This window comes from Psychromicrobium lacuslunae, assembly GCF_000950575.1.
Taxonomy (GTDB): Bacteria; Actinomycetota; Actinomycetes; order Actinomycetales; family Micrococcaceae; genus Renibacterium; species Renibacterium lacuslunae.
Genome location: NZ_CP011005.1, coordinates 2,810,379 through 2,832,004, shown reverse-complemented (window position 1 = coordinate 2,832,004; position 21,626 = coordinate 2,810,379). Strand labels below are relative to the sequence as shown.

Below are 21,626 nucleotides of genomic sequence, written 5' to 3'. Positions count from 1 at the left end.
ACGTCAGCGCCCGCGCCCGCTAGCTCAACAGCGGTTTCTATGAACTCCTCGAGCCCCAGCTCGAGCGCTAGTGCAACGGCGAGCGCTAGTGCCTCCACTGAGCCAAGTTCAAGCCTGACCGCTGCGCAGACCAAGGTCTTCCTTGAGGCACAAAAGCGGCTTGCTGCGGTTCCGGGGTTTCAGCTGACACCAGTTATTAAGCTGCCGGGTGCTGCTATGAAGAGCACCATTGTGGTGGATCCACGATCACAGTCTTGGCGAGCATTGATCACCGCCAAGGACTATTCGATTGAGATGATCAGAACTGATGCGACCACCTGGGTGAAAGCCCCACAGCAATACTGGAAAGACTTCAAGTTGCCGGCTGATCTGGTGGCTAAGGCTGGGGCTGGCAAGTTCGTCGTGCTCACCGGGGACACCGGGAAGCGAGTTGCCGCTCAGTTCGATTACACGAACTTCTTGCTCACTTTGGCAAGTGCTAGCCAAACGAAGGCTACCTCGTTGCTGCCGCCACAGGCTGGCAGCCAGCTCGGCCCCCAGTATGTGGTGCAGGCGAACAACACCACAAACGTGGCGACTCTCGACGCCGCTGGCAATATTGCCTCAGTCTCGTTCGTCGACCCGGGCAAGGTGGAAACGGTGGTGCCGATCAAGGCGCTCGCCGGCAGCCCGAACATCACTCCGCCGGGCGTTAATGACATTGTTACCTTCCCGATGAGCACCCCTAGCAATTCGAAATAGTTAGATTTTCCTAATCTGGTTTTTGTTGGTTTAGTGTTCTTTTAAACCGAACCGAATGATTGTTTTAGGACTTCCTAGACTCTAAAAAATTCCTAATGGTACGATTTGACTCAGCTGTGGATCCACGGCTGCTTTTACTGTTGTTCTGGGGGTAGGACTTCTGTACAAGGTTTTGTGCACTTGTCACCTATTCCTAGTTCGGCAGTGAGCCTTACTGGTCCGAAGAATGGGTACTAGTCACCTCATTCATCGGCCTTGAAAAGAAACTGGGAACAACATGCAAAAATCGATAGACGTTAGGCAACGTCGCAAGCGGTGGAGTCGGGTGGTGGCCACTACAACGGTGTCTACCGTCGCGGCCGCCGCGATGATGGTGACCGCGAGTCCTGGAGCAATGGCTGCAGATCCGGTCGGAAACTTTAGTGGTGCGGTTCGAAGCTATGGTGCTTTTGCCGCAGCAGACATTCTCAACAATGCAATCTCGGCCCGTTTGAACATTTCTGAGGCTATCGCCATCGCGGACAGCCAAGGTCTTGCCAGTTACGCTGGCACCGGTGCCGGACAGTATGCAGTTCCTGCTCAGGTCACTGGCGATCCCACAGCTCGCTCTTACGCTCGTAGTAACCCTGTTGCTGCTGGTGCTATTGGCGCGCCGATCGGCATCACTCCGGCGGAGTCATTCTCCACTACGGTGGTCACCGGCGGGCCGGTAAACCGGAACTTCGGTGCTGTTAACCTTGGTCCGATCGGTACCCTGGACGCCTTCACCGGCGATGTGAACAGCCAGTGGAACTCGGTTGTCACCTCAGCTACCGGTGGTTTGCTGGCCTCCTCCTACAACAACACGGGGACTTTGCAGCTTGTTCCAGGCCTCCCGGTCCCGGTTCCGCTTCCGGTGAATATTTTCCCCTTGGGAGAAGCTGACCTGGGTCAGAACGGTGGTCAGGTTGAATTGATCGCTGCACCGACCCCGGCTTGCCCGACGGCTCTCGCCGTGAAGACCACTTCGCAGTGGAACTTCGCGGACGTGAAACTGTTCAATGGCCTGCTGGGTATTTCATGGGGTGGCACCACTGACCCGGCTCCGACCGCAACCATTGTTGCGACCGCTACCGGCTTGCCGAACGGTGCTCAGGTGACTGTGCCGGCGATGCCGAATATGTCGGTGAACATCGGAACTGCCAACATCACCTTGAACCCGGGTCTAACCCTGGATCTTGGCACTGTTTTCGATTCCGCTGGTCCAATCGGTGCGACTTTGAAGTCGATCATCAATGGTTCGATCTCTTACGAGGGTCTACAGAACATCGTAGAAGCTCCTGATGGAACTAATGCCTCGGCAACCATGAATGGCGCTACCGCCACTCTTCAGCTGCTGGCGATCCCGATTGTTGCTCCGAACGGCTTGGGTAATGCTGAGCTCGGCGTGATGAAGTCAGATGTGAAGTCCACCATCGATGCCGGTGGTATCAACTGTGGTGCGGTCAGTAATGTGAACGCTGCTGCTTCGGCCGCTGCTTCCGCTCAGGCTGATTCGAATGCTAACGCTGCTGCTCAGGCTGCCGCTGTTGCCGCTGCTAACGCCGACGCTTCGACCTCGGCTACCGCTGCCGCCGATGCGACCGCTAATGCTGCTGCTCAGGCCGCTGCAAACGCTGACGCTTCGACCTCGGCTTCGGCTACCGCAACCACGGCGGCTAACGCTTCGGCATTGACCGCTGCAAATGCTGCCGCGAACAACGACGCATCCTCGACGACCAATGCCACCGCATCGGCCGCCGCGAATGCTAATCCGAGTTCGGCTGCTCAGGCTGCTGCGACGGCTACCTCCTCGGCTGATGCCTCGGTGAACGCGGCCGCGAATGCTAATGCTGCTGCTACCGCGAACGCTAATGCTGCTGCATCTGCTTCCGCTTCGGCTCAGGCTGATGCGAATGCTAATGCTGCTGCTCAGGCTGCTGCTGTTGCTGCTGCCCAGGCTGATGCAACTACAGCTGCTTCGGCTGCTGCAACCGCTAACGCTCAGGCTGCTGCTCAAGCCGCTGCGACCGCGACCGCTTCGACGGATGCTTCGGCAACCTCGACCACGGCCGCCAACGCTGCTGCTCAGGTTTCGGCCCAGGCTGCTGCGAACAACGATGCAACCTCGAACGCTAACGCTGCTGCTTCGACTGCTGCAACCGCTAACGCCAACTCGGCAGCTCAGGCTGCAGCGACGGCTACCTCCTCGGCGCAGGCTTCGGCTACTGCTGCTGCGGACGCAAGTGCTGCGGCTAATCCGAATGCGGCGGCTAATGCTAACGCTAATGTGAATGCTGCTGCTTCGGCTTCCGCTTCGGCTCAGGCTGATGCGAATGCTAATGCTGCTGCTCAGGCTGCTGCTGTTGCCGCCGCTAATGCTGATGCGACCTCGGCTGCTTCGGCTGCTGCGACCGCTAACGCTCAGGCTGCTGCTCAGGCCGCTGCGACCGCGACCGCTTCGACGGATGCTTCGGCAACCTCGACCACGGCCGCCAACTCCTCGGCTCAGGCTGCTGCTCAGGCTGCTGCGAACAACGATGCAACCTCGAACGCTAACGCTGCTGCTTCGGCTGCTGCTACCGCGAACGCTAACGCTGCTGCTCAGGCTGCTGCGACGGCTACCTCATCGGCTGATGCTTCCAGCACTGCCTCGGCAGCTGCAAATGCGAACGCAACCGCTGATCCGAACGCTGCCGCAACCGCTAACCCGAATGCTGCTGCGACCTCCACGGCCACTGCGAATACCAACGCTGCTGCTTCCACTGCTGCAACGGCTTCGGCTTCGGCCAATGCCTCTGCTGCGGCCTCGGCAACTGCTTCGGCTTCCGCTTCGGCTGATGCATCCGCTGCTGCTTCCTCGGAAGCTTCGACGAATGCCTCCTCCGCTGCTAATAGCAATGGGGGCGCGGATGGCTCGTTGCCGAACACCGGTGCTAGCAACCCGATCTGGTTCGCGGCTGGCGGCGCTTTGCTGCTCCTGCTGGGTGCCGCGATCGTGAGCGTTCTGGCAGTGCGTAAGCGTAAAGAAGAGAGCCTGTCGATCTAAGTTAGCCGACACTTTCTGCTGAATGATGTTCCGAAGCTGTTTTGAGCTAGGAGCAGTTACGCAAAAGAAATAGACTGTGTGCTGGCCGGTATTTTCGGTCAGCACACAGTCGTGTTGAAGGGTAGTTCAATGGCCGAAGCAGCAAAGCCAGCGCGGAAGAAAATAGTACGCGCCACCATGATTGTCGCGGTACTCCTCGCCGCCTGGCATATTTTTGCCTCATTCCTCTGGATCGCCCCACCATCGCCGCTACGACAGGTGGTGCCGGGCACCGCACTAACTAACTACATGATTCCCTTCTTCGGCCAGTCATGGAGTGTCTTTGCCCCTGAGCCCATCAACGGTGACTACACCCTGCTGGTACGCGCGAAGGTGGATAAAGACGGCAAGCAAGAAACCACCGATTGGGTGAACGCCACCAAGGTAGAGATCTCGATGATCCACTACAACCTTTTCCCGCCCCGCGCGGGCATCCAGAGCACCGAGCTCGCCTCCGAGTTCAAAGGAAACTGGGATGCGCTGACCGCCGATCACAAGGTCATTGTGAAGCTCGGCTACTTCAACGGAACTGACTGGCGAAATCGCCTTGACGCTAAGCTCAAGAGCTACCCCTCGGCAAACCTGGTTCCCGCCTATATGGGCTCCGAATACATGATCACCGCCTATTCAACCCAGGTCGCCAAGGCGGTCTGGGGGGATAAGGTTTCGCAGGTGCAATTCCAGGTCTACCGACAGAACGTCACCCCCTTCGAGAATCGAAACACCCCGGGCCAGGAGCCACAGCCCAAGCAGATTGCCGATGTTGGTTGGCGGGGCCTGATTACCGCGCCCGGGCAGTCCGACGAAGACTTCAGCAGCGTGTTTAAGGCTGCCTACGATAGGTTGCAGAAATGACGACGTCGAAAACCGAACGTCCGGAGAAGTCGACGGCGAAGAAACCGGCAAACGTCGCACCGGCGAAAGTTAGCCAGCAACCGGAATCTGCCTCAGCGGCCGGCAACGGTTTCAGCGAGGGCCTGGGAAATCTCTTCCGTGGCCTGGGACTCTTTATTGCCAGCCTGTGGAAGCAGTTCTTTGGCGTCATCGGCAAGGTGCTCAAACAAGGTTATGACTTTGTTGAGTCTTGGTTATTGGACGGCAAGAAGTCTCTTTACGGCCTGGCGATGACCAGAATTGTCTTGGGCATCACCGGCTTCGGTCTGCTGTTCTTCAACTTCAATACTCGGCTCTACAGTTTCGGTGCTGGCGCGGCCTGGAATCTGGAGGCGATGGTCGCCAAGAGCGACTTTCCGAAGATTTGGATTTTCAGCCTCTTCCACGACGTGATGCTGAACGACTCGGTGTACACACTCTGCTATCTGCTGCTGATGGCAGTGGCCGTGCTGTTCACCATCGGCTGGCGTTTCAAGTTCGTGCTGCCGGTGTATTTCGTGCTCTGGGTGAGCTTTATCGAGGCGAACGACATGTTGGGCGACCAGGGCGACAATATGTACCGAATCGCGCTGATCTTCCTGTTCTTTGCCGACCCAGCCGCTCGGATCTCGCTGGACTGGCGCCGTCGGAGGAAGTATCAAGCCAAGCCGGAAACCGCCTGGATCGTGCGTAAGTGGAAGGGTGAACCGCTTTTCGACGCCCAGATCGGTAGCCTCTTCCATAATCTTGCCCTGGTGGTGCTTACCGCCCAGGTGTGTTTTGTTTACGTTTCCGGAGCGCTTTATAAGGCTGGCGGCAAGCCCTGGCAGAACGGCTGGGCCATTTATAGCCCCCTGAGCACCGATCGTTTCGGCACCTGGCCGGCACTGAGTGATCTTTTCACTTTCTGGGGCCCGGTGGTGGTCGCGATTAGCTGGGGATCGATCATCATTCAGATGTGCTTCCCGCTGATGCTGCTGACCAGGCCGACCCGGATCGTGGCGCTGCTGGCGATCATGTCCTTCCACGTCGGTATTGCCGTGCTGATGGGACTGCCCTGGTTCTCCCTGACAATGATCGCGATTGACTTCATCTTCATTAGGGATCGCACCTGGAAGTCGATCGGCGCCCGGATCAGAGATAGTTTCCGGAAGTCCATGTTGCGGGCCAGATCGAAGGAACCCCTCGAAGGCGAGGCAGATGAGGTAGGGAACGCAGACGAGGCCAGCGTCGACACCGCTACCGAGCCGAATGCGGAAAAGCCGACCGCGGAGAAGGCTACTGCGCCGAAAGCTGCTAAGGACAAACCGAAGGTGACTGTCCAAGACGCTTCGTCATGACAGATGTTGCGGTTGTCGGCTCGGGGCCGAATGGCTTAGCTGCGGCTGTGCTGTTCGCCCGAGCCGGCCTTTCGGTCGAGGTCTTTGAGGCACAAAGCGAGCCGGGCGGTGGCACCCGAACCCGGCAGAGCATCCTGCCTGATCATTGGCATGACATTTGCTCGGCCGTTCACCCGATGGCCTTCGCCTCGCCGTTCTTCAAAGAGTTCGAACTGGGCTCGCGTCTTGACTGGGTGGTGCCTGAGGTTTCCTACGCCCATCCGCTTGATCATGGCCGGGCGGCTTTGGCCTACCTAGACTTTGAGCGCACGGTGGCTGAGTTGGGCCAGGACGGCAGCCGCTACGCCAGGCTGATCAGCCCATTGATCAAGCATTCCGAAACGGTGATGAAAACCGCGCTGGGCAGTCTACTGCGAGTGCCGGCCGGAATTACCGGTCCACTGAACCTTGGCCTTGGTGCGCTTTGGCAAGGCGGACCGTGCTGGAATGCGGGCTTCGCCACTGCCGAGTTGCCGGCCATGTTGAGCGGCGTCGCCGCGCATTCGGTGGGCAAACTCCCCAATTTCGTCTCAGCGGCCGCCGGTTTGGTCCTAGGGCATCTGGCCCACACCACCGGCTGGCCCATCCCGGTTGGCGGCTCACGACGCATTGCCGAGGCACTGGTGGCCGACCTGCAAGCGCATGGCGGGCGAGTGCATACCGGACAGGAAATCACCTCTCTCGCCGAGCTTTCACCGGCTCGGGCGATTTTTCTCGACGTTTCTCCGCAATCGCTGCTCGCCATTGCGGGGGATCGGTTGCCGCAGAACTATCAGAACGCACTACGCCGCTTTCGGTACAACAATGCCGCCTGCAAGGTTGATTTCATCCTTTCCGAGCCGGTGCCGTGGCAAAATCCTGGACTAGCCTTGGCAGGCAGTGTGCACGCGGTTGGTAGCCGGGCCGATACGGTTCGCGCCGAAGCTGAAGTGGCGCGCGGCGTGCACCCGGAGCGGCCCTATGTGTTGCTCTCCCAGCCCAGTCAGTTCGACGCCAGCCGAGCCCCGGCCGGGCATCATGTGCTGTGGTCTTACTGTCATGTGCCGGCCGGTTCTGATCGGGATATGACCGAGCAGATCACCGCGCAGATCGAACGTTTTGCACCCGGATTTCGTGACACCGTGCTGCACAGCAAGGTGACCACGGCGGCGGAGCTAGCCAGTTACAACGCCAATTATGTCGGCGGTGACTTTGGTTCTGGAACCGTTGACCTGCGCCAGCTACTGGCCCGTCCGGTGTTCAGCGCACAGCCATGGAAAACTCCGATACCAGGGGTTTATCTTTGCTCCGCTTCCACACCGCCCGGGCTAGGGGTGCACGGGATGTCGGGCATGCATGCTGCTCGGCTCGGCCTTAAAGAGGTCTTCGGCCTGGCGATGCCGACGCTCAAATCCTAGTTGCTGGCTTCGGATCCGGCCTGGGGCCTGAAACCCAGACTGAAACGGCCGGTGGAGCGTGAGCTTGGGGTCACACGCTCCACCGACCTTTGCCGCAAGTGGGGACTTGCGGCAAGTAACGCGGTGTCCATCTGGGGAACGGATCAACCGCGCCGGGCGAGGGGGAACCTCGCCCTTGGGACCAGGAATATGACAGTTCCTGGGGCTTAGAGAGCTTTCAACGCGAAGTGCTGGGCGAGTGCCGTGGTGCACTGCAGGGCGGCGGTGCCGTCGCCGTAGGGATTGGCGGCTTCGGTCATTCGCTGGTATTCGGCGGGAACGTCCAAGAGCAGCCGGGCTTCTTTGACAATGCGGTCGGCGTTGGTGCCAATCAGTTTGACGTTTCCGGACTCCACGCCTTCCGCGCGTTCGGTGGTTTCGCGCAGCACCAATACCGGCTTCCCCAGCGAGGGAGCTTCTTCTTGAACTCCGCCGGAGTCAGTCAGAATGAGGTGCGAGCGGTTGATCAACCGAGCGAACTGGGCATAATCGAGTGGTTCCAGCAGGTGGACATTGCTGAGCCCAGCCAGGGTGGATTGCAATACTTCGCGGACCGCCGGATTCTTATGCATCGGCACCACAAAACCAGTGCTGGGATAGAGCTGAGCTAACTCGGCAATCGCAGTGGCAATTTGTTGCAGTGGTTCACCCCAGTTTTCCCGCCGATGAGTGGTTACCAGCACGATCTGCCGGTTGGCGTCCTCGGTCGCCTGCTGCAGCTGTGGGTCGGTGAAGTCGCCGGGCAGTTGTGCGGTGTGCAGCAGCGCATCAATCACGGTGTTTCCGGTCACCACGATATCGTCCGGGTTGACGCCATCGCGTAGCAAGGCCTCACGGTTTGCCGCCGTGGGGGCGAAGTGCAGCGCCGCGATCTGGCTGATCAATTTACGATTAGCTTCTTCCGGGAAAGGGTTCATGATGTTTCCGCTGCGCAGTCCAGCTTCTAAATGGAAGACCGGAATCTGTTGGTAGAAAGCGGCCAGCGCGCCGGCGAATGCCGAAGTGGTGTCGCCTTGCACGATCACCCCGTCCGGGGCGAGCGACGTCAACAGCGGAGCAAGACCTTCCAGCACCTTGGTGGTAATACTGGTCAGCGATTGGCCCGGGCTACTGATATCGAGATCGTGATCGGCCGTGATGCCAAACAGCGAATTGACCTGATCAAGCATTTCTCGGTGCTGGCCGGTGACGATCACGGTGACTTCAAAGCGATTATCGGCCTTGAGCGCGGCGATCAGCGGAGCCATTTTGATGGCTTCCGGTCGGGTGCCGTAGATAGCGGCAATTTTTTTCATGATGTTCCCTTGCGAAGATCTTAGGTGTCTTTGGCGACCGGGCCGCCGAGGTGGAGTTCTGCGTTGCGCTTGGTCTTCAACCAGCCGTTCCGACCGCTAAAGATACGGAAGAAGGCGCGCACCTGGCAGATGTACATGTAGTAGACGTAAAGCCACATCCCGATGCTCCAGCCAATGGCTTGCCACCAGCTGGCTTTCGGTTCGCAGCGGATCTTATAGATCGGTCCCCACATGGCAAACGGCAGGATGCCGAAGATCAGGCTCATCAGCAATACCCAGCCAATATTCGTGAAGTCGAAGGAGAGACCGCCACCGGAAGCCAAATTGATGAAAAACAGCACCGCGAACACTATCCAAGCCAGCAGCCCGATCATCTGCAGGAAAGGCAGGATCAGGTAGTAGCAGGACTCAACCACCCCGGAATTAGAAAAGTGCTTGGACTTGACGATCTCCGGAAGGTACTTAATGCACTGGATATTTCCCTGGGCCCAGCGGGTGCGCTGAGTCAGCAGCCGACGGGTACTGGTGAGTGCTTCCTGAGCCACATAGGACTCCAGAATGTGCCGGTTCTCGTAGCCGGCGAGCAGCACGTGAACACCGAGTTCATAGTCCTCGAGCAGCGCGCCATGCCAGGGTTCGCCCGCCTCCTCGGCAATTTTCTGCAAAACCGAAAGTCGGGTGAACTGCCCATTACCGCCAAGCCCGACGGAAGAGGTCTTTTCCCGCAGACTTTGCATGGCCGCGATCACGGTGCGGAACTCAATATCTTGCATTCGCAGTAATCCGCGGGTGTAGAAGTTGCGGATTGGCTTGCCCGGACCGAGCGGCTCGCGATCATCGCGGTTCTTCATCCAGACCGAGGTCTGAGCCGCACCGACCTTGGGATTACCGAAGACATCAGGGCCGGCGGCTTGCTCGAGCACGTTGCTGGCAAGTTCGCCGTCGGCGTCAACCACGCAGACGATCAATCGATCCGGGTCCACCTCGGGACCGAGAGTGCGGAGCATCGCGTGATAAGCGGCGTTCAAGGCATCGCCTTTGCCCGTTCGGGCATTCGGCAGCCTCCGCTGCACCAAGTGCACGAAGCTATTACGCTCGGCATAGCTTTGCACGATGGCTGAGGTGGCGTCCTCGCTATCGTCGTCGATCACCCAGACGTGAGTGTTTGGGAAGGTGCCGGTAACCCGATCAATGGTATTGCCGATCACCGCTGCCTCGTCCCGGCAAGGGATCAGGAAGTGCCATTCGAATTCTGTTGAGTCGCCGGCTGGATTAGGTTTGCGCCGAAAGTAGGGCACCACAATGGAAACGATGTAGGCGATGAAGCTAATCATCAAAAAGATAGCTATGCCCTGTGCAATAGCGCTCATCGCGCGATTCGTTTCTTACCGAAGGACAGCCGCAGGAACACTAGGATGCCGGTGGCGAAGGCTAACAGCGCGAAGATGCTGCCGTAACCCAGGTGCACGGCGTTGAAGCCCTGCTGGCCAAAGCGGTCCCAGCCGAAGGCGATCATCGCCATCCGGAGCAGATTGGCGACCACCACAATGCCAAGACCAATGGCCAAGGCGATCAGTACGGTGGAAACCTTGAACCGCTTGAGCAGCATCATCAGAGCTGCCAAGATCAGCAACGGTGCGACCACCACAATAGCTGAGCAGAGCTCGGTGATATCGATACCTCGTGGGGTATCGGTGCCCATCCCGAAGTAGGCCACCTGACCGATCGCAAAAGACTTACCGGGAGTGACAAAACTCATCGCGAGAGCGGAGCCGGCCGCTTCCCACTGTCTAACAATGTTGCTGAAGACTACTGCCAAAACCCCAGCGGAGGCGAGTAGTAGTGCTAGGGCAACCCTGGAGACGTAGGCGAAATTAACGCCTCCCCGTTTTTCGTCTCCCGTGCTGTGCTTACCCATGACAATTTCCGTTTCTTTAGATCAAAATTTTGTGAGCTGAGATCCGGCGGGTCCCCCCAGAGACGACCCGCCGGACCAGTTCTCAGCTAGTTCTTCTCAGCCGAGGCCTTGTGTTTGCGGCCGCGGATCAGCAAAAGGCCGCCCACGATCATCACCACGGCAATGATCGCGATCAGACCGCCACTGAAACCGGTTGAGGCTAAAACGCCACCACCGGTCACTGCGCCAACAATGGGGCCGGCACCGCCGCCCGGATTTGCGCCGTACATTAGAGCTGCCCCTGCGCGGTTGCCGAGTTATCACGACGACGCACGAAGAAGAGCACGCCCGCTACCAGCAGCAACGCAGCTAGGCCGATCAACAGCACCTGCGGTGAGACTGCCGGACCAGGTTCGGTCGGCACCAAGGTGTTCGGGCCAACCGTCGAGTTGGCCAATGAGATCGACATGGCGCCACCGGCCAGACCCGGGAACAGGCTCGCCTTGATTGCCGACTGGGTGTAAGCACCATTGGCGCTTGTCGCAGTCGGCTTGATCACGAACGATCCCAGCGTCGATGCAACGCCGGTGAAAGCGGTTGCAGCGAGGTTCGTCACGGTGTTTGCAGCGGTCTGCAAGGTTGCCAAGGCAGCCTTAGCAGGAACATTCAGCGGGAAAGGCAGTGCATTTACCGCAGCCTGCGCCGGGCCGAGAATGGTGGCAACGGCGGAGTTGATCTTATCGGCCATCAACTGCGGTAGTAGCTTCACCAGGTCGGTATTCGGCGGAACCTGTTCCCAGCTCGGCACGCCCATGGCATTCAGGAACTGGTCCTGACCAATCGTGATGCCGTTCGGCCCAATCGGGTTGGTGAACGGGGTCAGGCCGGGAACCAAAGCGCCCAGGGCGTTGTAGGCGGTCTGCAAGGCAGTCAGCGGACCTCGCAGGGCGTCAACGGCGCTACCGCCGATCACGGCATCGGTGATGGAGACCGTTGCCGAGCTGGTCGGATTGCCGTTGGCATCCAGATGGGCCTCTGAGGAGAACTGACCCACGTTGAACTGCGCGGTGAAAACATCAGGCAGACCAACGATGCTCGGCTTGATGTTGAAGGAAGCGGTCGACGAACCCGGTGTACCCGAGGCGGTGACTCCGCCGGCGTAAGCGTCGGAGCTGCCGTCAGCGCTGGCCTCAACATAGCGTCCAAGACCTTGCAGGGTCAGGATCTGGCCGATCGGGCCGGGAATGGTGATACCACCTTCCCCGCCTGAGGTGACCGTGGACTGCTGGCCGGTGTTATCCACGCTAACCGCGCCGAGAGCACCAATGGTGGTACCGAGTACGGAGCCGGACACCAGGTTGGAGTCTGCGTGGGAAATCACCGGAGCGGCTGAGGCAAGTGATGCCCCAGCCGTGATCATCCCGGCTGCGATTAGCGCAGCCGCACCGGTTTTCACACCGGTCTTTGCTGCCCCCCGAATTCTCATCGTCAGGGGAGAGTGTTCTTTCATATCTACTCCTTGAATTGACCGCATGCCCCCCAATAGCGGCAGACTGACGGTCGATCACGCCCCGGAAAATCTCCGGTGCTATCAGAGAAGTGGGGCAACCGATCAAAGAGTGACGAAAATTTCCTAAATTATTTTTTTCCGACGATATCGTGACGCAACTTGAGCAGAGAGGCGCGGAAATGAGCACCTGAGCGATACCGCACCGGGTCGAGGTAGTAGCGTTTGTTTTCTTGGACAACGCAAACTACCTTGCCGGCTTGGAAGGCACGGGCCGCTGCCCAGCTGGTGCCCCAGCGGCTCAGCTTGCTTCGACGAAATCCCCAGCTCAGGAAACTTCCGCTGTCCGGGCTGGTTTTCTGGTTACGGCTCATCGACGGAAACTATCCAGAAATGAATAGGTGTCTCGAGCATCTTCGGAGAGTGCCTGATGCTCCAGGGTGGTTACACCTGGTGTCTCGCCCAGCACCTCGACCAGGGCCACCTGAAGATTGAGTAGTGCAGTGAAGTTCTCAGTTGAACGGCTCATTAAGACCAGCAAAACGCCCTGATCATAGGCCAGGGTGGCTGCCGTGTCGGCGAGCCGCTGGGTGCAGATCTCACCCAATAAGGCTTCGAACTCCCATGATCTGACGCCATGGCTCGGCGGCTGCTGAGTGAACCGCACAGCCGCGAGTAGGTATTGCGCTGACCTTTCCGGTGACCGGAGCAGATCAGAAACCAGGCGGTGAAGGTGCGCGGTGGTAGCCAGGCCAGTCCGTGGGTTGGTGCAGGAGATTACCGGTTCGGGATCCCAGCCGGTCACCCAGCCTTCGACAAAGGCTTGCAGCGAGTCTAGATTCACTGGCTTGGCTGCCGCCTGGTAGAGCAGGCGGAAATCATGCACGGATTCCGAAATGCCGACCCCAGTCATAGCGCGAGATCTCCCCAGCTGGTGGGCCAGTGGCTCCGAAACCTGGCCTTCAGCGGCAATCATTTCGGCGGATATCTCAGCCTCAGTACTCCGCCAGTCGCCGTTTGATCGCCAGCATTCAGCCAGCGAGAGTTGCTGCCAGCGAAGCATTAAGTCTTGAGCGCGGTTGAGCTCTCGAGCGCCGAACAGTCTATGAACGTCCATATCAAGGGGTATCGCTGTGTGCGGTTTAGTGACGTATTTTCGTTCAACTTTTTTTGAATGCTTGATAGAACGAAGGTTTTTTCCGAATTTTGCGTCACGAATCGCTACTCGCCAGTACTTACTAGTTGAGGCAAGCAATCACCCGGGGGGGCTGGACTTGAGTACTACCACGCGCGAAGAGCAGGGCGACGGTCAACTGATCGCGCAGGTTCGGGGCGGTAATGCCCGTGCTTTTGATGAACTCTATCGGCGACATCGTGCGGTGGCGATCGGTACTGCTCACCATATTCTCGATAATCCCAGCGATGTCGAGGACGTGGTTGCTGACTCCTTCGCGTATCTCTTCAGCAAGCTCAAGGCCGGTCAAGGACCCGACAACTTTTTCCGCGGCTATCTGCTGACCGCGGTGCGACGTAATTCTTACAGTCGGAATAAGGCCTCCGCCAAAACCAGATTGCCTGAGCAAGAGGAAGCTCTCGACCGGCCGGTGATTGATCCGGATCGGCTGATCGAAGAGTTTGAATCCGGCGCCATTGTCAAGGCATTTTCCGCGCTCCCCGAACGCTGGCAAAGTGTTTTGTGGTACCTCGATGTGGAGCAGGAGAGCACCCAAACAGTGGCCCAGCGGATGGGAATGAGTGCTAACTCGGTCTCGGCCTTGGTGATGCGGGCGCGCGACGGCCTGCGAGCTAGTTATCTGCAACAGCATGTGGTGCCGGGGCAAAACCCTGAGTGCCAGCCCTATGTAGCCAAGCTGGCAAAGTATGCTGCAAAAACCCTCAGCCTTCCGGTTCGGAGCAAGGTCGAGGCGCACCTGGACAACTGTGGACATTGCACCGCGGTGCTGGCGAATCTGCGTGATTCCACCCCGGCCTTGCGTGCGGCGCTGGTGCCAGCCATTGCCGGAATTGGCTGGTTGGCCTATCAAAGCACTGTCTCGACGGCACCGGCGGCCGCTCAGCTTGCCTTGGGGCATGGTGTGATTGCCCGCGGCCTTGGACAGTTATTGCGATCCGGTCAGGGGGCCGGTCACACTGCTGCAGGGCTGGTCGCTCCGGCGTTGACCGCTGCAGCGGGGATAGCAGTGGCAATCGCAATTCCCGCTTTCCTGGTTGGGCCTATCTCCACAATTCAGCAGTCGGTGCTGCCGGCCGATGCGGCTCAATCGGTTTTGCCGGGTGCGCAGGGGCAGCTCAACGACACCGATCTTCAAAAGTTCGAAGCTCTCGGGCAGCACGCAAGCCAATCTCAGGTCGATGCGTTGTCGGCAGGAGCCCAGCCGGCACCTTCCTCGATTAGCAGTCCGCTATCGAATTTGCCGGTCAGTCCGGCCAAATCTCTAGTCACGCCCGTGTTATCAGCCGAGACCCCGCAGGTAGTGGCGAATGATGGTGCACTGCACAGCGGGTCTGAACAGCTGACCGAGGCCGGCCAGGAATTCGATGAGTCCCTGGCCGGTGGAGCTGCCAGTACACCAGCTAAGCCAATACAGCCGAGCAAGCCGGTGCTCCCGGTCAAACCGGTTTCGCCAATTAAGCCGGTGGTGCCGGTCAAGCCGACCGATCCGTCGACCCCGACAAATCCCAGTACGCCAGGGCCGACCACCCCGGTCACCCCGACTAATCCGAACACCGAATTGCCGAACCCGGAGAAGCTGCTGGTGAGCAGCAGTACCGAGGTGCAGAAATTGCCATTGGGTGGCCGCAAGTTGCTGACAACTCTGGTGCTGCCGGAGGGTGCCACGGTCACCTCCCTGAGAGTCAATTTTCGGCTTGACGCGGTCTCGGTCTTTGCCAGTCAGCAAACCGAGATACCGGCAGGCTGGGAATGCCAGCGAACGAGTCCTCGAAACTACAGCTGCACTATCGCTGCGGCGAGCGGCACCGTGGTCTTCGAGCAGCTGGCCAGTTATCCCGACCTGACTAAATCACCATCCCTGCAGGTTTCAGTAACCGGCGACAATATCGTCGAACTCCGTCAGGAGATCGCGATCTAAGCAGCTGGCGGTTAGTTGCCTCGTTGAGGCAGAGCGCTCGCGGTCGGAAATGGCCCCAGGGTTCAATGAGAGTTCGACTGCTGACCGGTTTCGATGAGTAATACCCCGGCAATGACTAAGAGAATGCCGATGAGCATTGGCCAAGTCAGCGGTTCTTTGAAAATCAGCCAACCGAGCAGTGCGGTCAGCGCGACGCCTGCTGCGGCCCACACGCCATAGGCTACGCCGACCGGGAGCCCCATTTTCAATACCTGAGCCAGCAATCCGAAGGCGCCGAGGTAACCAATCCCAGTGGGGATTAGCCAGGGCCAGCGGCTCAGCCCATCCGAAGCGCGCAGGGAAAGGGTCGCCGCGACCTCTAAGACAATGGCTCCAGTAAGAAATAGCCAGGCGAGCATGGCAACCCCAATTCACTCGAAAGAGTTATATGTGTTTTTACTGTACCGCACATGCGGTACAGTAAAAACATGCATAGCAACACACCGGCTGTCCGGCAGAATATTCTGGCCGCCGCCCGAAGAGTCATTTCGCGAGATGGCGCTGAAGCTTTGACGATTTCCTCAGTCGCTGAAGAGGCAGGGTTGAGCGTCGGCGGGCTCCGCTATCATTTTCGGTCTAAGCATGAGCTACTGGCTGCCTTGGTAGACGCAATGGTCGCTTCCTTTGATCAGGCGCTCAATTCTGCTGGTGTGGAGCCCGGAGCGAAAACGCGAGCTTATATCTCCGCAACCCTTGACGTTGAGAGCTCCGCTCAAGGCTCCACGGCAAGCACTGGCTTACTCGCCGCCGTCGCTCTCGATTCCTCATTGCTTGAGGTGCTACGGAAGCATTTTCAGCGTTGGCAGGAAATGCTTGATCATGACGGCATCGATCCGAGCATTACCACCGTGGTCCGATTAGCCATTGATGGCTGGTGGCTAGCCGCCTTCTTGGGCCTGGCAGCCCCCGATGCTCGACGTACCTCGGCGGCTCGGGAAGTGCTGGAATCGATGCTCGGGGGAGCTACCGATGACTAAGCTCCGCCGGGAGGTGCGGATAAAGCGCACCATGATGTGGACCGATCTCGGCTTCTTGAGCTATTGGGTGGCCTCCGCCTTGGGGGTGATCAGCGTTGGTGGCGAAGCCATTATGCAAGACTGGAATTGGTCATTTCTTGGTCTCGACCTGATCGCCATCGGTACTGGCTTGGCAAGTTTGCTACTGGCGCGATTCGGCCATCCCTCGGCAGCGACACTGATGACAATCTCACTGGCACTGACCAGCGCTGCCGGCCTGATGGCCCTGAATTTCTACGCCTTGCGCTGCCAATTCGACCCTGCCTGGTGGTTGCCGAACCTCTGGCTTTTCCTCTTCCCAGTAGTGGCGTTATTGCTGATGAATTGTCCCAGTCGGCGCAGTACGCCAAGTCACTGAGCCGATTAGCCAATAGCGGAGTGCCGGGGCTTGCTTGGCCGGTGGCGTTGCCCGAGCAGATTTCGGATCACGCTGCCGACAACGGCTATCGCCAGAGCTAAAGCCACCGGTAATAGAGCTGTGTCGAGCGAGCCAAGCGCGGCTCGCAGCACCTCGATGAAGTAGTTCGCCATTTCGACGGGATCACCAGCAAGCACCCGAGAGCCCAGGGCCGCGCTGAGCGCGGTAAAAAGGGCTGGCAGCAACCAGAGCAACAAGAGATTCGCTGCCCAGACGATCAACCGGATGGCTGGCCTGGTCCCGCACCAGATGAGCGCCAGGCCAATAACCACCGCGGGGGACCAACGCTGCAGGTAAGGTAACCATTGCGGCGTCTGAGCAATCGGCGAGAAGTAAGCGAACCATAGCACCAACCAGGAAGCCAGCGGCACCGCAGCAAGGCCTAAAGCCAAGGCGTTGGACGCCGGATTCTGAGCGCGCAGCAGGGCGAACACTGCGAGGCCAATCAGCACAGTCGCTATCACGCCGACTAACAAACCGTAGAAGTAGCCATTCACCAATCGTCCGCTCTGCGCAGAGAGTTCTAGGCCCGAGCCGAGCGTATAAAAGCTCTGCAGGCTGGCCGCAATCTGCACTGCGAGTAGGCCCAAACCAACAAACCAACTTGCTGATCGACGGCGGCGCGCCGGCCAGCAGCGGGCGATGATTCCGGCGGCTAAGGCGCCAACCAGCAAAAGCCCGAGCAGGTCGGTCACCATGTACTGGTTCAGTGGCAGCCAAGCAATCGGCATAGCGTTCGCGGGGGTGTCTAATTGCCAGAGATTTTGCAGTGGCAATCTCTGGCCGCTGAGCAGCCAAGGCAGCAGGCCTAGTATTCCGGCGGCGCACCCTGCAAATATTGCGAGCAGGTATTCGGTCGCGGATTTGTCAGGCTCAGTTTCCTCAGTTTCTTTAGCTTCCCTGTCGCTCTTATTTTGCAGGTTCGACGAGTCGGAGGCGTTCTCGGTCATCCTCCAAGCGTAGTGCGCGGAAAAATTTGGCAGAGATTTAGCATAGGCTTACCTAATAAAGTAATGATCATTGAGTCTGATGAGGAGTTCGAGGTCCGTGCGAGACCATTCCCGGGGCGCCGCCCCGCTTCCCCGGTTCCGTAGCGTGCGGGTTCGGCACTGTCAGTGGCTGCGGAGTCCAAAGGTGAGGACTCAGCGGCTCAGCGTCAGGCTGGCCCCGGCGCACCGTTTAGCGCGGCGCTGAGGCGGTATGGCTAGGCAGTTCCCCGCAGCGCAGACCTCGCACGAACGATCGCCTCAGAGTCCGGGCCGATTGTTCGCATTCGCACTCTTCCATCGCGGTCGCTGGTGGCGATTAGCACTCAGCACAGCGTCCTTCATCATTCACGAGTTTTGCGAAGCGGCGGTGCCGATCATGATCGGCATCACCATTGACCTTGCCCTAGTGCCCGGAAATCAGCTGATGTTGCTGGTTTGTTTAGCCGTATTGGCTGTGATTTTCCTCGCACTTTCCTGGTCTTATCAACGTGGTGCACTGGCCATGGTGCGAGTTTACGGCGGCGCCGAACACGATCTCCGTCAGTCGGTGCTCCGCCGCTTACTTAACCCGCGCGGATTGTCCGAACGGAAGAGCGCTGGCGAGGCACTGTCCCTGGTGACCTCTGATGCTTACCGGGTTGCAGGGGTGTCTTGGAGCATTGCCGAACAAGGTTCGGTACTGGCCGCGGTGGCGACTTCGGTCACCGCACTATTGCTCATCTCGGTGCCGCTGGGGCTCGGTGTCCTGCTGGGATCGGTGATTGTGGTGGCGGGAATGCATAGGCTGTCAATGCCGCTTGAGGCCCGAGGCTTGGCCGAGCAGCGTTCGGCGGCTCGGGCTAGCGAAGTGGCAGCAGATGCGATGGCTGGCCTGCGAGTTCTACTCGGCATGGGTGCGCAGCGCGAAGCCGCACGCCGCTATCGGCTGGCCAGCGCTGAGTCGAAACAAGGTGCGGTGCGCGCCGCCCAGACGCTGGCTGCCTACTCGGCTCTCAGCCTGCTGCTCTCCGGATTGCTACTCGCCGCAATAGCCGTCGCCGGAGGTGTGCTGACCTTGAATGGTGCGATTAGCATTGGGCAGCTCATCACCGTGTTGGGCCTGGCGCAATATTTGCAGGGCGCACTGGCCTATGCGGGAACCTTTGCCTCGTCCTGGTCGCATAAGCGGGCATCCGCTCGACGCTTGCACACCTTCCATGCTCAGCCGGAGTTACTGCCCTTGGCGCGGACCGGGCAGGCTGAGTCCGAAAGGACAAAGACCGTCATCGATGAGCTAACAGCCGATCAAGAGTTCCCTAGCGATCAGTCTGTTCCGGCCATCGTCTTGCACAGCGACTCCGCAACCTTCACCGTCTATCCGGGGGAGTTAGTCGGTGTTGTGGCGGGCAGCCCGGCACGCGCCCGTGCTTTTAGCGAGCGACTCGGTTACCGAGTTCCGCTGGCGGCTGGCGAGCTAACCGTGTTGGGCGCCGACGCGCTTGACCTTGGCCCCGAGAACCTTCGGGCCGCAGTGACTGCGCAGCCACATCATGGCACCGTGTTCTCTGGTTCGCTCAACGAAAATCTGGTTCCGCCGGGAATCTCCATCAATACGGAGATGCTTGAACGTGCCGCACTTGACGACGTGATTGAACAAGTGGGCGGACTGGATGCTCAGGTGGGCGAAGCCGGCCTGCGGCTCTCGGGTGGCCAACGTCAACGACTGTTGCTGGCGCGTGCTTTGCACTCAACAGCCCCGGTCTTGGTGCTTGACGAGCCAACCACAGCCATCGATTCGGCGACCGAGCGCCGAATTGCGGAGGGGCTTCGAACGCTAGGACGAACTACAGTGCTGGTCACCGACAGCCCGGTGCTATTAAGAGTCTGTCACCGCGTGGTGACACTGAGCGGCGAGGAGGAGGCGCGGTGAGAAAGCTGACGGTGGAGCCCGAAGACGGTTCACAGCCCAGCGGCTTATTACCGATTGCCAATACTGGCCAGACTCGCCGAGACCTGGTGCGCCGACTGTTGCGGCGGCGCTGGCGGTTGGCAGGCACCTTAGCGCTCTTGCTGGCCGGGACCGCAAGTGGACTCACCGCGCCGGCCCTGCTCGGCCGCCTGGTCGATGCGGTCTCGCAACCCCAGCCAAATACTGACTTAGGCTCGCTGCTCTGGGGCAGCGGCCTGGCCTGGATCACCGCTGCCTTAGTGGCGGCGGCCGTTGCTGCTGCAGCGTTAACTTTCGCTGGGGCCCGCGCCTTGGCTCGGCTGGTCCAGGAGGTTCTCGCCGAACTGCGTGAAGAGGTCTTCGCTGCCGCCGTTGAGCTGCCAGTGCGCGCACTCGATGAGGCTGGCAGCTCGGACGTCGTCTCAAGAGTCACCCGTGATGTTGAGGCGGTAAGCGAAGCGGGATCGGAAGCATTACCGAAGATTATCGGTGCTTGTTTCACCATTGTGCTGACCGTGGCGGGGCTAGCGATTCTCGACTATCGACTGGCGATTGCCGGGCTGCTTTGTCTGCCGATTCATATTCTCGCCACCCGGCAATTCTTGCGTGGCTCAAAACCGGTCTACAGCGAGCTCCGGGTCTTGGAAGCCAGCCGTGGACAAGCGATCCTTGAGGCGGTACACGGTGCCGCAACCGTGGTCTCCCGTGGCGAACAGCAACATCATTTGGCGGTGATCGCCGAACGTAGCGAACGTGCCATCGAACGACAGCGAGACGGCGCTCGGCTGCGCAACCGCTTCTACGGCTGGCTCAATACCGCTGAATTTGTCGGCCTGGCGGCAATCCTGGTCACTGGTTTCTGGCTGGTGTCCAATCAATCAATTAGCATCGGTGCGGCCACCGCCGCGGCCCTGTATTTTCACCGGCTCTTCGACCCGATCGGAAACTTATTGACCAGTTTGGACGATGTGCAGCGAGCCGTGGTCGGGCTGGCCCGACTGGTCGGGATTTCTCGGCTGGGCACAGCGGAGTCCAGCGCGGCGAGTGCGGTCGGAATCGGCGCTGCACCTGGCATTCGTCTTCGCGATCTGCATTTCAGCTATCCGCATCGACCGGCAATTCGCGGCATTAGCCTGGACGTTCCCGCGGGTGCTCGGGTCGCCCTGGTGGGTACGAGTGGTTCCGGTAAAAGTACACTGGCCAGATTAATCGCCGGAATTTTGGAACCGCAACGGGGAGAGCTCGAAATCGCCGGTCGGTCGGCCGCAGAATTACGTCAGAACTCTCCAGGTTCGGTGTACCTGGTCTCGCAGGAGGTGCACCTTTTTACCGGTAGTGTGGCTGAAAATCTGCGACTCGCGGCTCCGCGGGCAAGCCAGCAGGAGCTGCTCACGGCGCTAGATCGGGTCGGCGCTGGGTGGGTTCATGAGTTGGCGGAGGGGCTGGAAACCGTACTCGGGGCTTCGGGCCTGGAACTCGACGACGGTGCTGCGCAGCACCTGGCGCTGGCCAGGGTGCTGTTGGCGAATCCCGCTTTGGTGGTGCTCGACGAGGCGACCGCTGAGTCCGGCAGGGACCGTCGTGCCTCCTTGGATCAGGCGGTGAGCGAAGTGGTGGCTGGTCGCACCAGCGTGACGGTGGCGCATCGCTTAGACCAGGCCCGAGAAGCCGATCTAATTCTGGTCATGCAGCAGGGCCGGGTGATCGAGCAAGGTTCCCATCAGCAGTTGGTAGCGGCGGCCGGTGAGTATGCTCGGCTCTGGAGTGCCTACGCGACCGCGTGACGTGCGGCAGTAACACGCGACGCCCGATGAACGATCTAGGCCGGTCAAGTCAGCCCCTCATCAGTATTGCAATTTTCTTTTGACAGTTGATTAGCTAGAAGTTCCA

19 protein-coding genes are annotated in these 21,626 nt (G+C 59.4%); 10 read left to right on the top strand and 9 right to left on the bottom strand.

Annotated elements, in window-relative coordinates; genetic code table 11:
* Positions 1 to 39: 39 nt before the first annotated feature.
* The 5 genes from UM93_RS13305 (at position 40) to UM93_RS13285 (ending at position 7,496) form a co-directional block, all read left to right on the top strand.
* On the top strand, positions 40 to 741 hold the full coding sequence (locus UM93_RS13305) for a hypothetical protein (protein WP_045076029.1): 702 nt from the start codon (positions 40 to 42) through the stop codon (positions 739 to 741).
* A 277-nt stretch (positions 742 to 1,018) separates the two neighbouring features.
* On the top strand, positions 1,019 to 3,808 hold the full coding sequence (locus tag UM93_RS17240) for an LPXTG cell wall anchor domain-containing protein (protein ID WP_082057153.1): 2,790 nt from the start codon (positions 1,019 to 1,021) through the stop codon (positions 3,806 to 3,808).
* A gap of 129 nt (positions 3,809 to 3,937) precedes the next feature.
* Positions 3,938 to 4,702 carry a DUF5819 family protein gene (locus UM93_RS13295; protein WP_045077449.1) on the top strand — a complete coding sequence of 255 codons (765 nt, stop codon included), beginning with the start codon at positions 3,938 to 3,940 and terminating at the stop codon, positions 4,700 to 4,702.
* Positions 4,699 to 6,060 carry an HTTM domain-containing protein gene (locus UM93_RS13290; protein ID WP_082057152.1) on the top strand — a complete coding sequence of 454 codons (1,362 nt, stop codon included), beginning with the start codon at positions 4,699 to 4,701 and terminating at the stop codon, positions 6,058 to 6,060. The genes UM93_RS13295 and UM93_RS13290 overlap by 4 nt, the downstream gene beginning before the upstream one ends.
* Entirely contained in the window at positions 6,057 to 7,496 is a 1,440-nt protein-coding gene (locus tag UM93_RS13285) for a phytoene desaturase family protein (RefSeq protein ID WP_045076028.1), read from the top strand. Before UM93_RS13290 ends, UM93_RS13285 begins: the two co-directional genes overlap by 4 nt.
* Before the next feature lie 206 nt (positions 7,497 to 7,702).
* On the opposite strand, the gene wecB is transcribed toward UM93_RS13285, so the two are convergent.
* The 7 genes from wecB to UM93_RS13250 all read right to left on the bottom strand — a co-directional run bounded on the left by wecB (position 7,703) and on the right by UM93_RS13250 (position 13,351).
* Positions 7,703 to 8,830 carry a non-hydrolyzing UDP-N-acetylglucosamine 2-epimerase gene (gene wecB / locus UM93_RS13280; protein ID WP_045076027.1) on the bottom strand — a complete coding sequence of 376 codons (1,128 nt, stop codon included), beginning with the start codon at positions 8,828 to 8,830 and terminating at the stop codon, positions 7,703 to 7,705.
* Positions 8,831 to 8,850: 20 nt separating this feature from the next.
* Positions 8,851 to 10,200: an XrtP-associated glycosyltransferase gene (locus tag UM93_RS13275; RefSeq protein WP_045076025.1), complete on the bottom strand. Its 1,350-nt coding sequence runs from the start codon at positions 10,198 to 10,200 to the stop codon at positions 8,851 to 8,853.
* On the bottom strand, positions 10,197 to 10,748 hold the full coding sequence (xrtS, locus tag UM93_RS17235) for an exosortase S (protein ID WP_052663797.1): 552 nt from the start codon (positions 10,746 to 10,748) through the stop codon (positions 10,197 to 10,199). Before xrtS ends, UM93_RS13275 begins: the two co-directional genes overlap by 4 nt.
* 86 nt (positions 10,749 to 10,834) lie before the next feature.
* Positions 10,835 to 11,017 carry an LPXTG cell wall anchor domain-containing protein gene (locus tag UM93_RS13265; RefSeq protein ID WP_045076024.1) on the bottom strand — a complete coding sequence of 61 codons (183 nt, stop codon included), beginning with the start codon at positions 11,015 to 11,017 and terminating at the stop codon, positions 10,835 to 10,837.
* Positions 11,017 to 12,237, bottom strand: coding sequence for a hypothetical protein (locus UM93_RS13260; RefSeq protein WP_157874150.1), 1,221 nt, complete (start codon positions 12,235 to 12,237; stop codon positions 11,017 to 11,019). Before UM93_RS13260 ends, UM93_RS13265 begins: the two co-directional genes overlap by 1 nt.
* A gap of 128 nt (positions 12,238 to 12,365) precedes the next feature.
* Complete coding sequence (locus tag UM93_RS13255; protein WP_045076021.1) at positions 12,366 to 12,608, bottom strand: hypothetical protein; 243 nt, start codon at positions 12,606 to 12,608, stop codon at positions 12,366 to 12,368.
* A complete protein-coding gene (locus tag UM93_RS13250) occupies positions 12,605 to 13,351 on the bottom strand; it encodes a hypothetical protein (RefSeq protein ID WP_045076020.1) in 747 nt (248 codons plus the stop codon). Before UM93_RS13250 ends, UM93_RS13255 begins: the two co-directional genes overlap by 4 nt.
* A 157-nt stretch (positions 13,352 to 13,508) precedes the next feature.
* Between UM93_RS13250 and UM93_RS17800 the strand changes: the two genes are divergently transcribed.
* Positions 13,509 to 15,347, top strand: a complete 1,839-nt coding sequence (locus tag UM93_RS17800; protein ID WP_052663796.1) for a sigma-70 family RNA polymerase sigma factor — start codon at positions 13,509 to 13,511, stop codon at positions 15,345 to 15,347.
* Between the two features lie 62 nt (positions 15,348 to 15,409).
* Here the strand turns inward: UM93_RS17800 and UM93_RS13240 are convergent, their stop codons facing one another.
* The gene (locus UM93_RS13240; RefSeq protein ID WP_045076018.1) at positions 15,410 to 15,745 is read right to left on the bottom strand and encodes a DMT family transporter; all 336 of its coding nucleotides are present in this window, start codon (positions 15,743 to 15,745) and stop codon (positions 15,410 to 15,412) included.
* 69 nt (positions 15,746 to 15,814) lie between these two features.
* Between UM93_RS13240 and UM93_RS13235 the strand changes: the two genes are divergently transcribed.
* Positions 15,815 to 16,363, top strand: a complete 549-nt coding sequence (locus tag UM93_RS13235) for a TetR/AcrR family transcriptional regulator (RefSeq protein WP_157874149.1) — start codon at positions 15,815 to 15,817, stop codon at positions 16,361 to 16,363.
* A complete protein-coding gene (locus tag UM93_RS13230) occupies positions 16,356 to 16,760 on the top strand; it encodes a DUF5360 family protein (RefSeq protein ID WP_045076015.1) in 405 nt (134 codons plus the stop codon). The genes UM93_RS13235 and UM93_RS13230 overlap by 8 nt, the downstream gene beginning before the upstream one ends.
* Before the next feature lie 5 nt (positions 16,761 to 16,765).
* Here UM93_RS13230 and UM93_RS13225 read toward each other — a convergent pair whose 3' ends face one another.
* Positions 16,766 to 17,770 carry a hypothetical protein gene (locus tag UM93_RS13225; protein WP_052663795.1) on the bottom strand — a complete coding sequence of 335 codons (1,005 nt, stop codon included), beginning with the start codon at positions 17,768 to 17,770 and terminating at the stop codon, positions 16,766 to 16,768.
* Positions 17,771 to 18,020: 250 nt separating this feature from the next.
* On the opposite strand from UM93_RS13225, the gene UM93_RS13220 reads away from it, so the two are divergent.
* Positions 18,021 to 19,718, top strand: a complete 1,698-nt coding sequence (locus tag UM93_RS13220; protein WP_045076014.1) for an ABC transporter transmembrane domain-containing protein — start codon at positions 18,021 to 18,023, stop codon at positions 19,716 to 19,718.
* Positions 19,715 to 21,520, top strand: coding sequence for an ABC transporter ATP-binding protein (locus UM93_RS13215; RefSeq protein WP_199921755.1), 1,806 nt, complete (start codon positions 19,715 to 19,717; stop codon positions 21,518 to 21,520). The genes UM93_RS13220 and UM93_RS13215 overlap by 4 nt, the downstream gene beginning before the upstream one ends.
* The last annotated feature ends 106 nt before the right edge of the window (positions 21,521 to 21,626 follow it).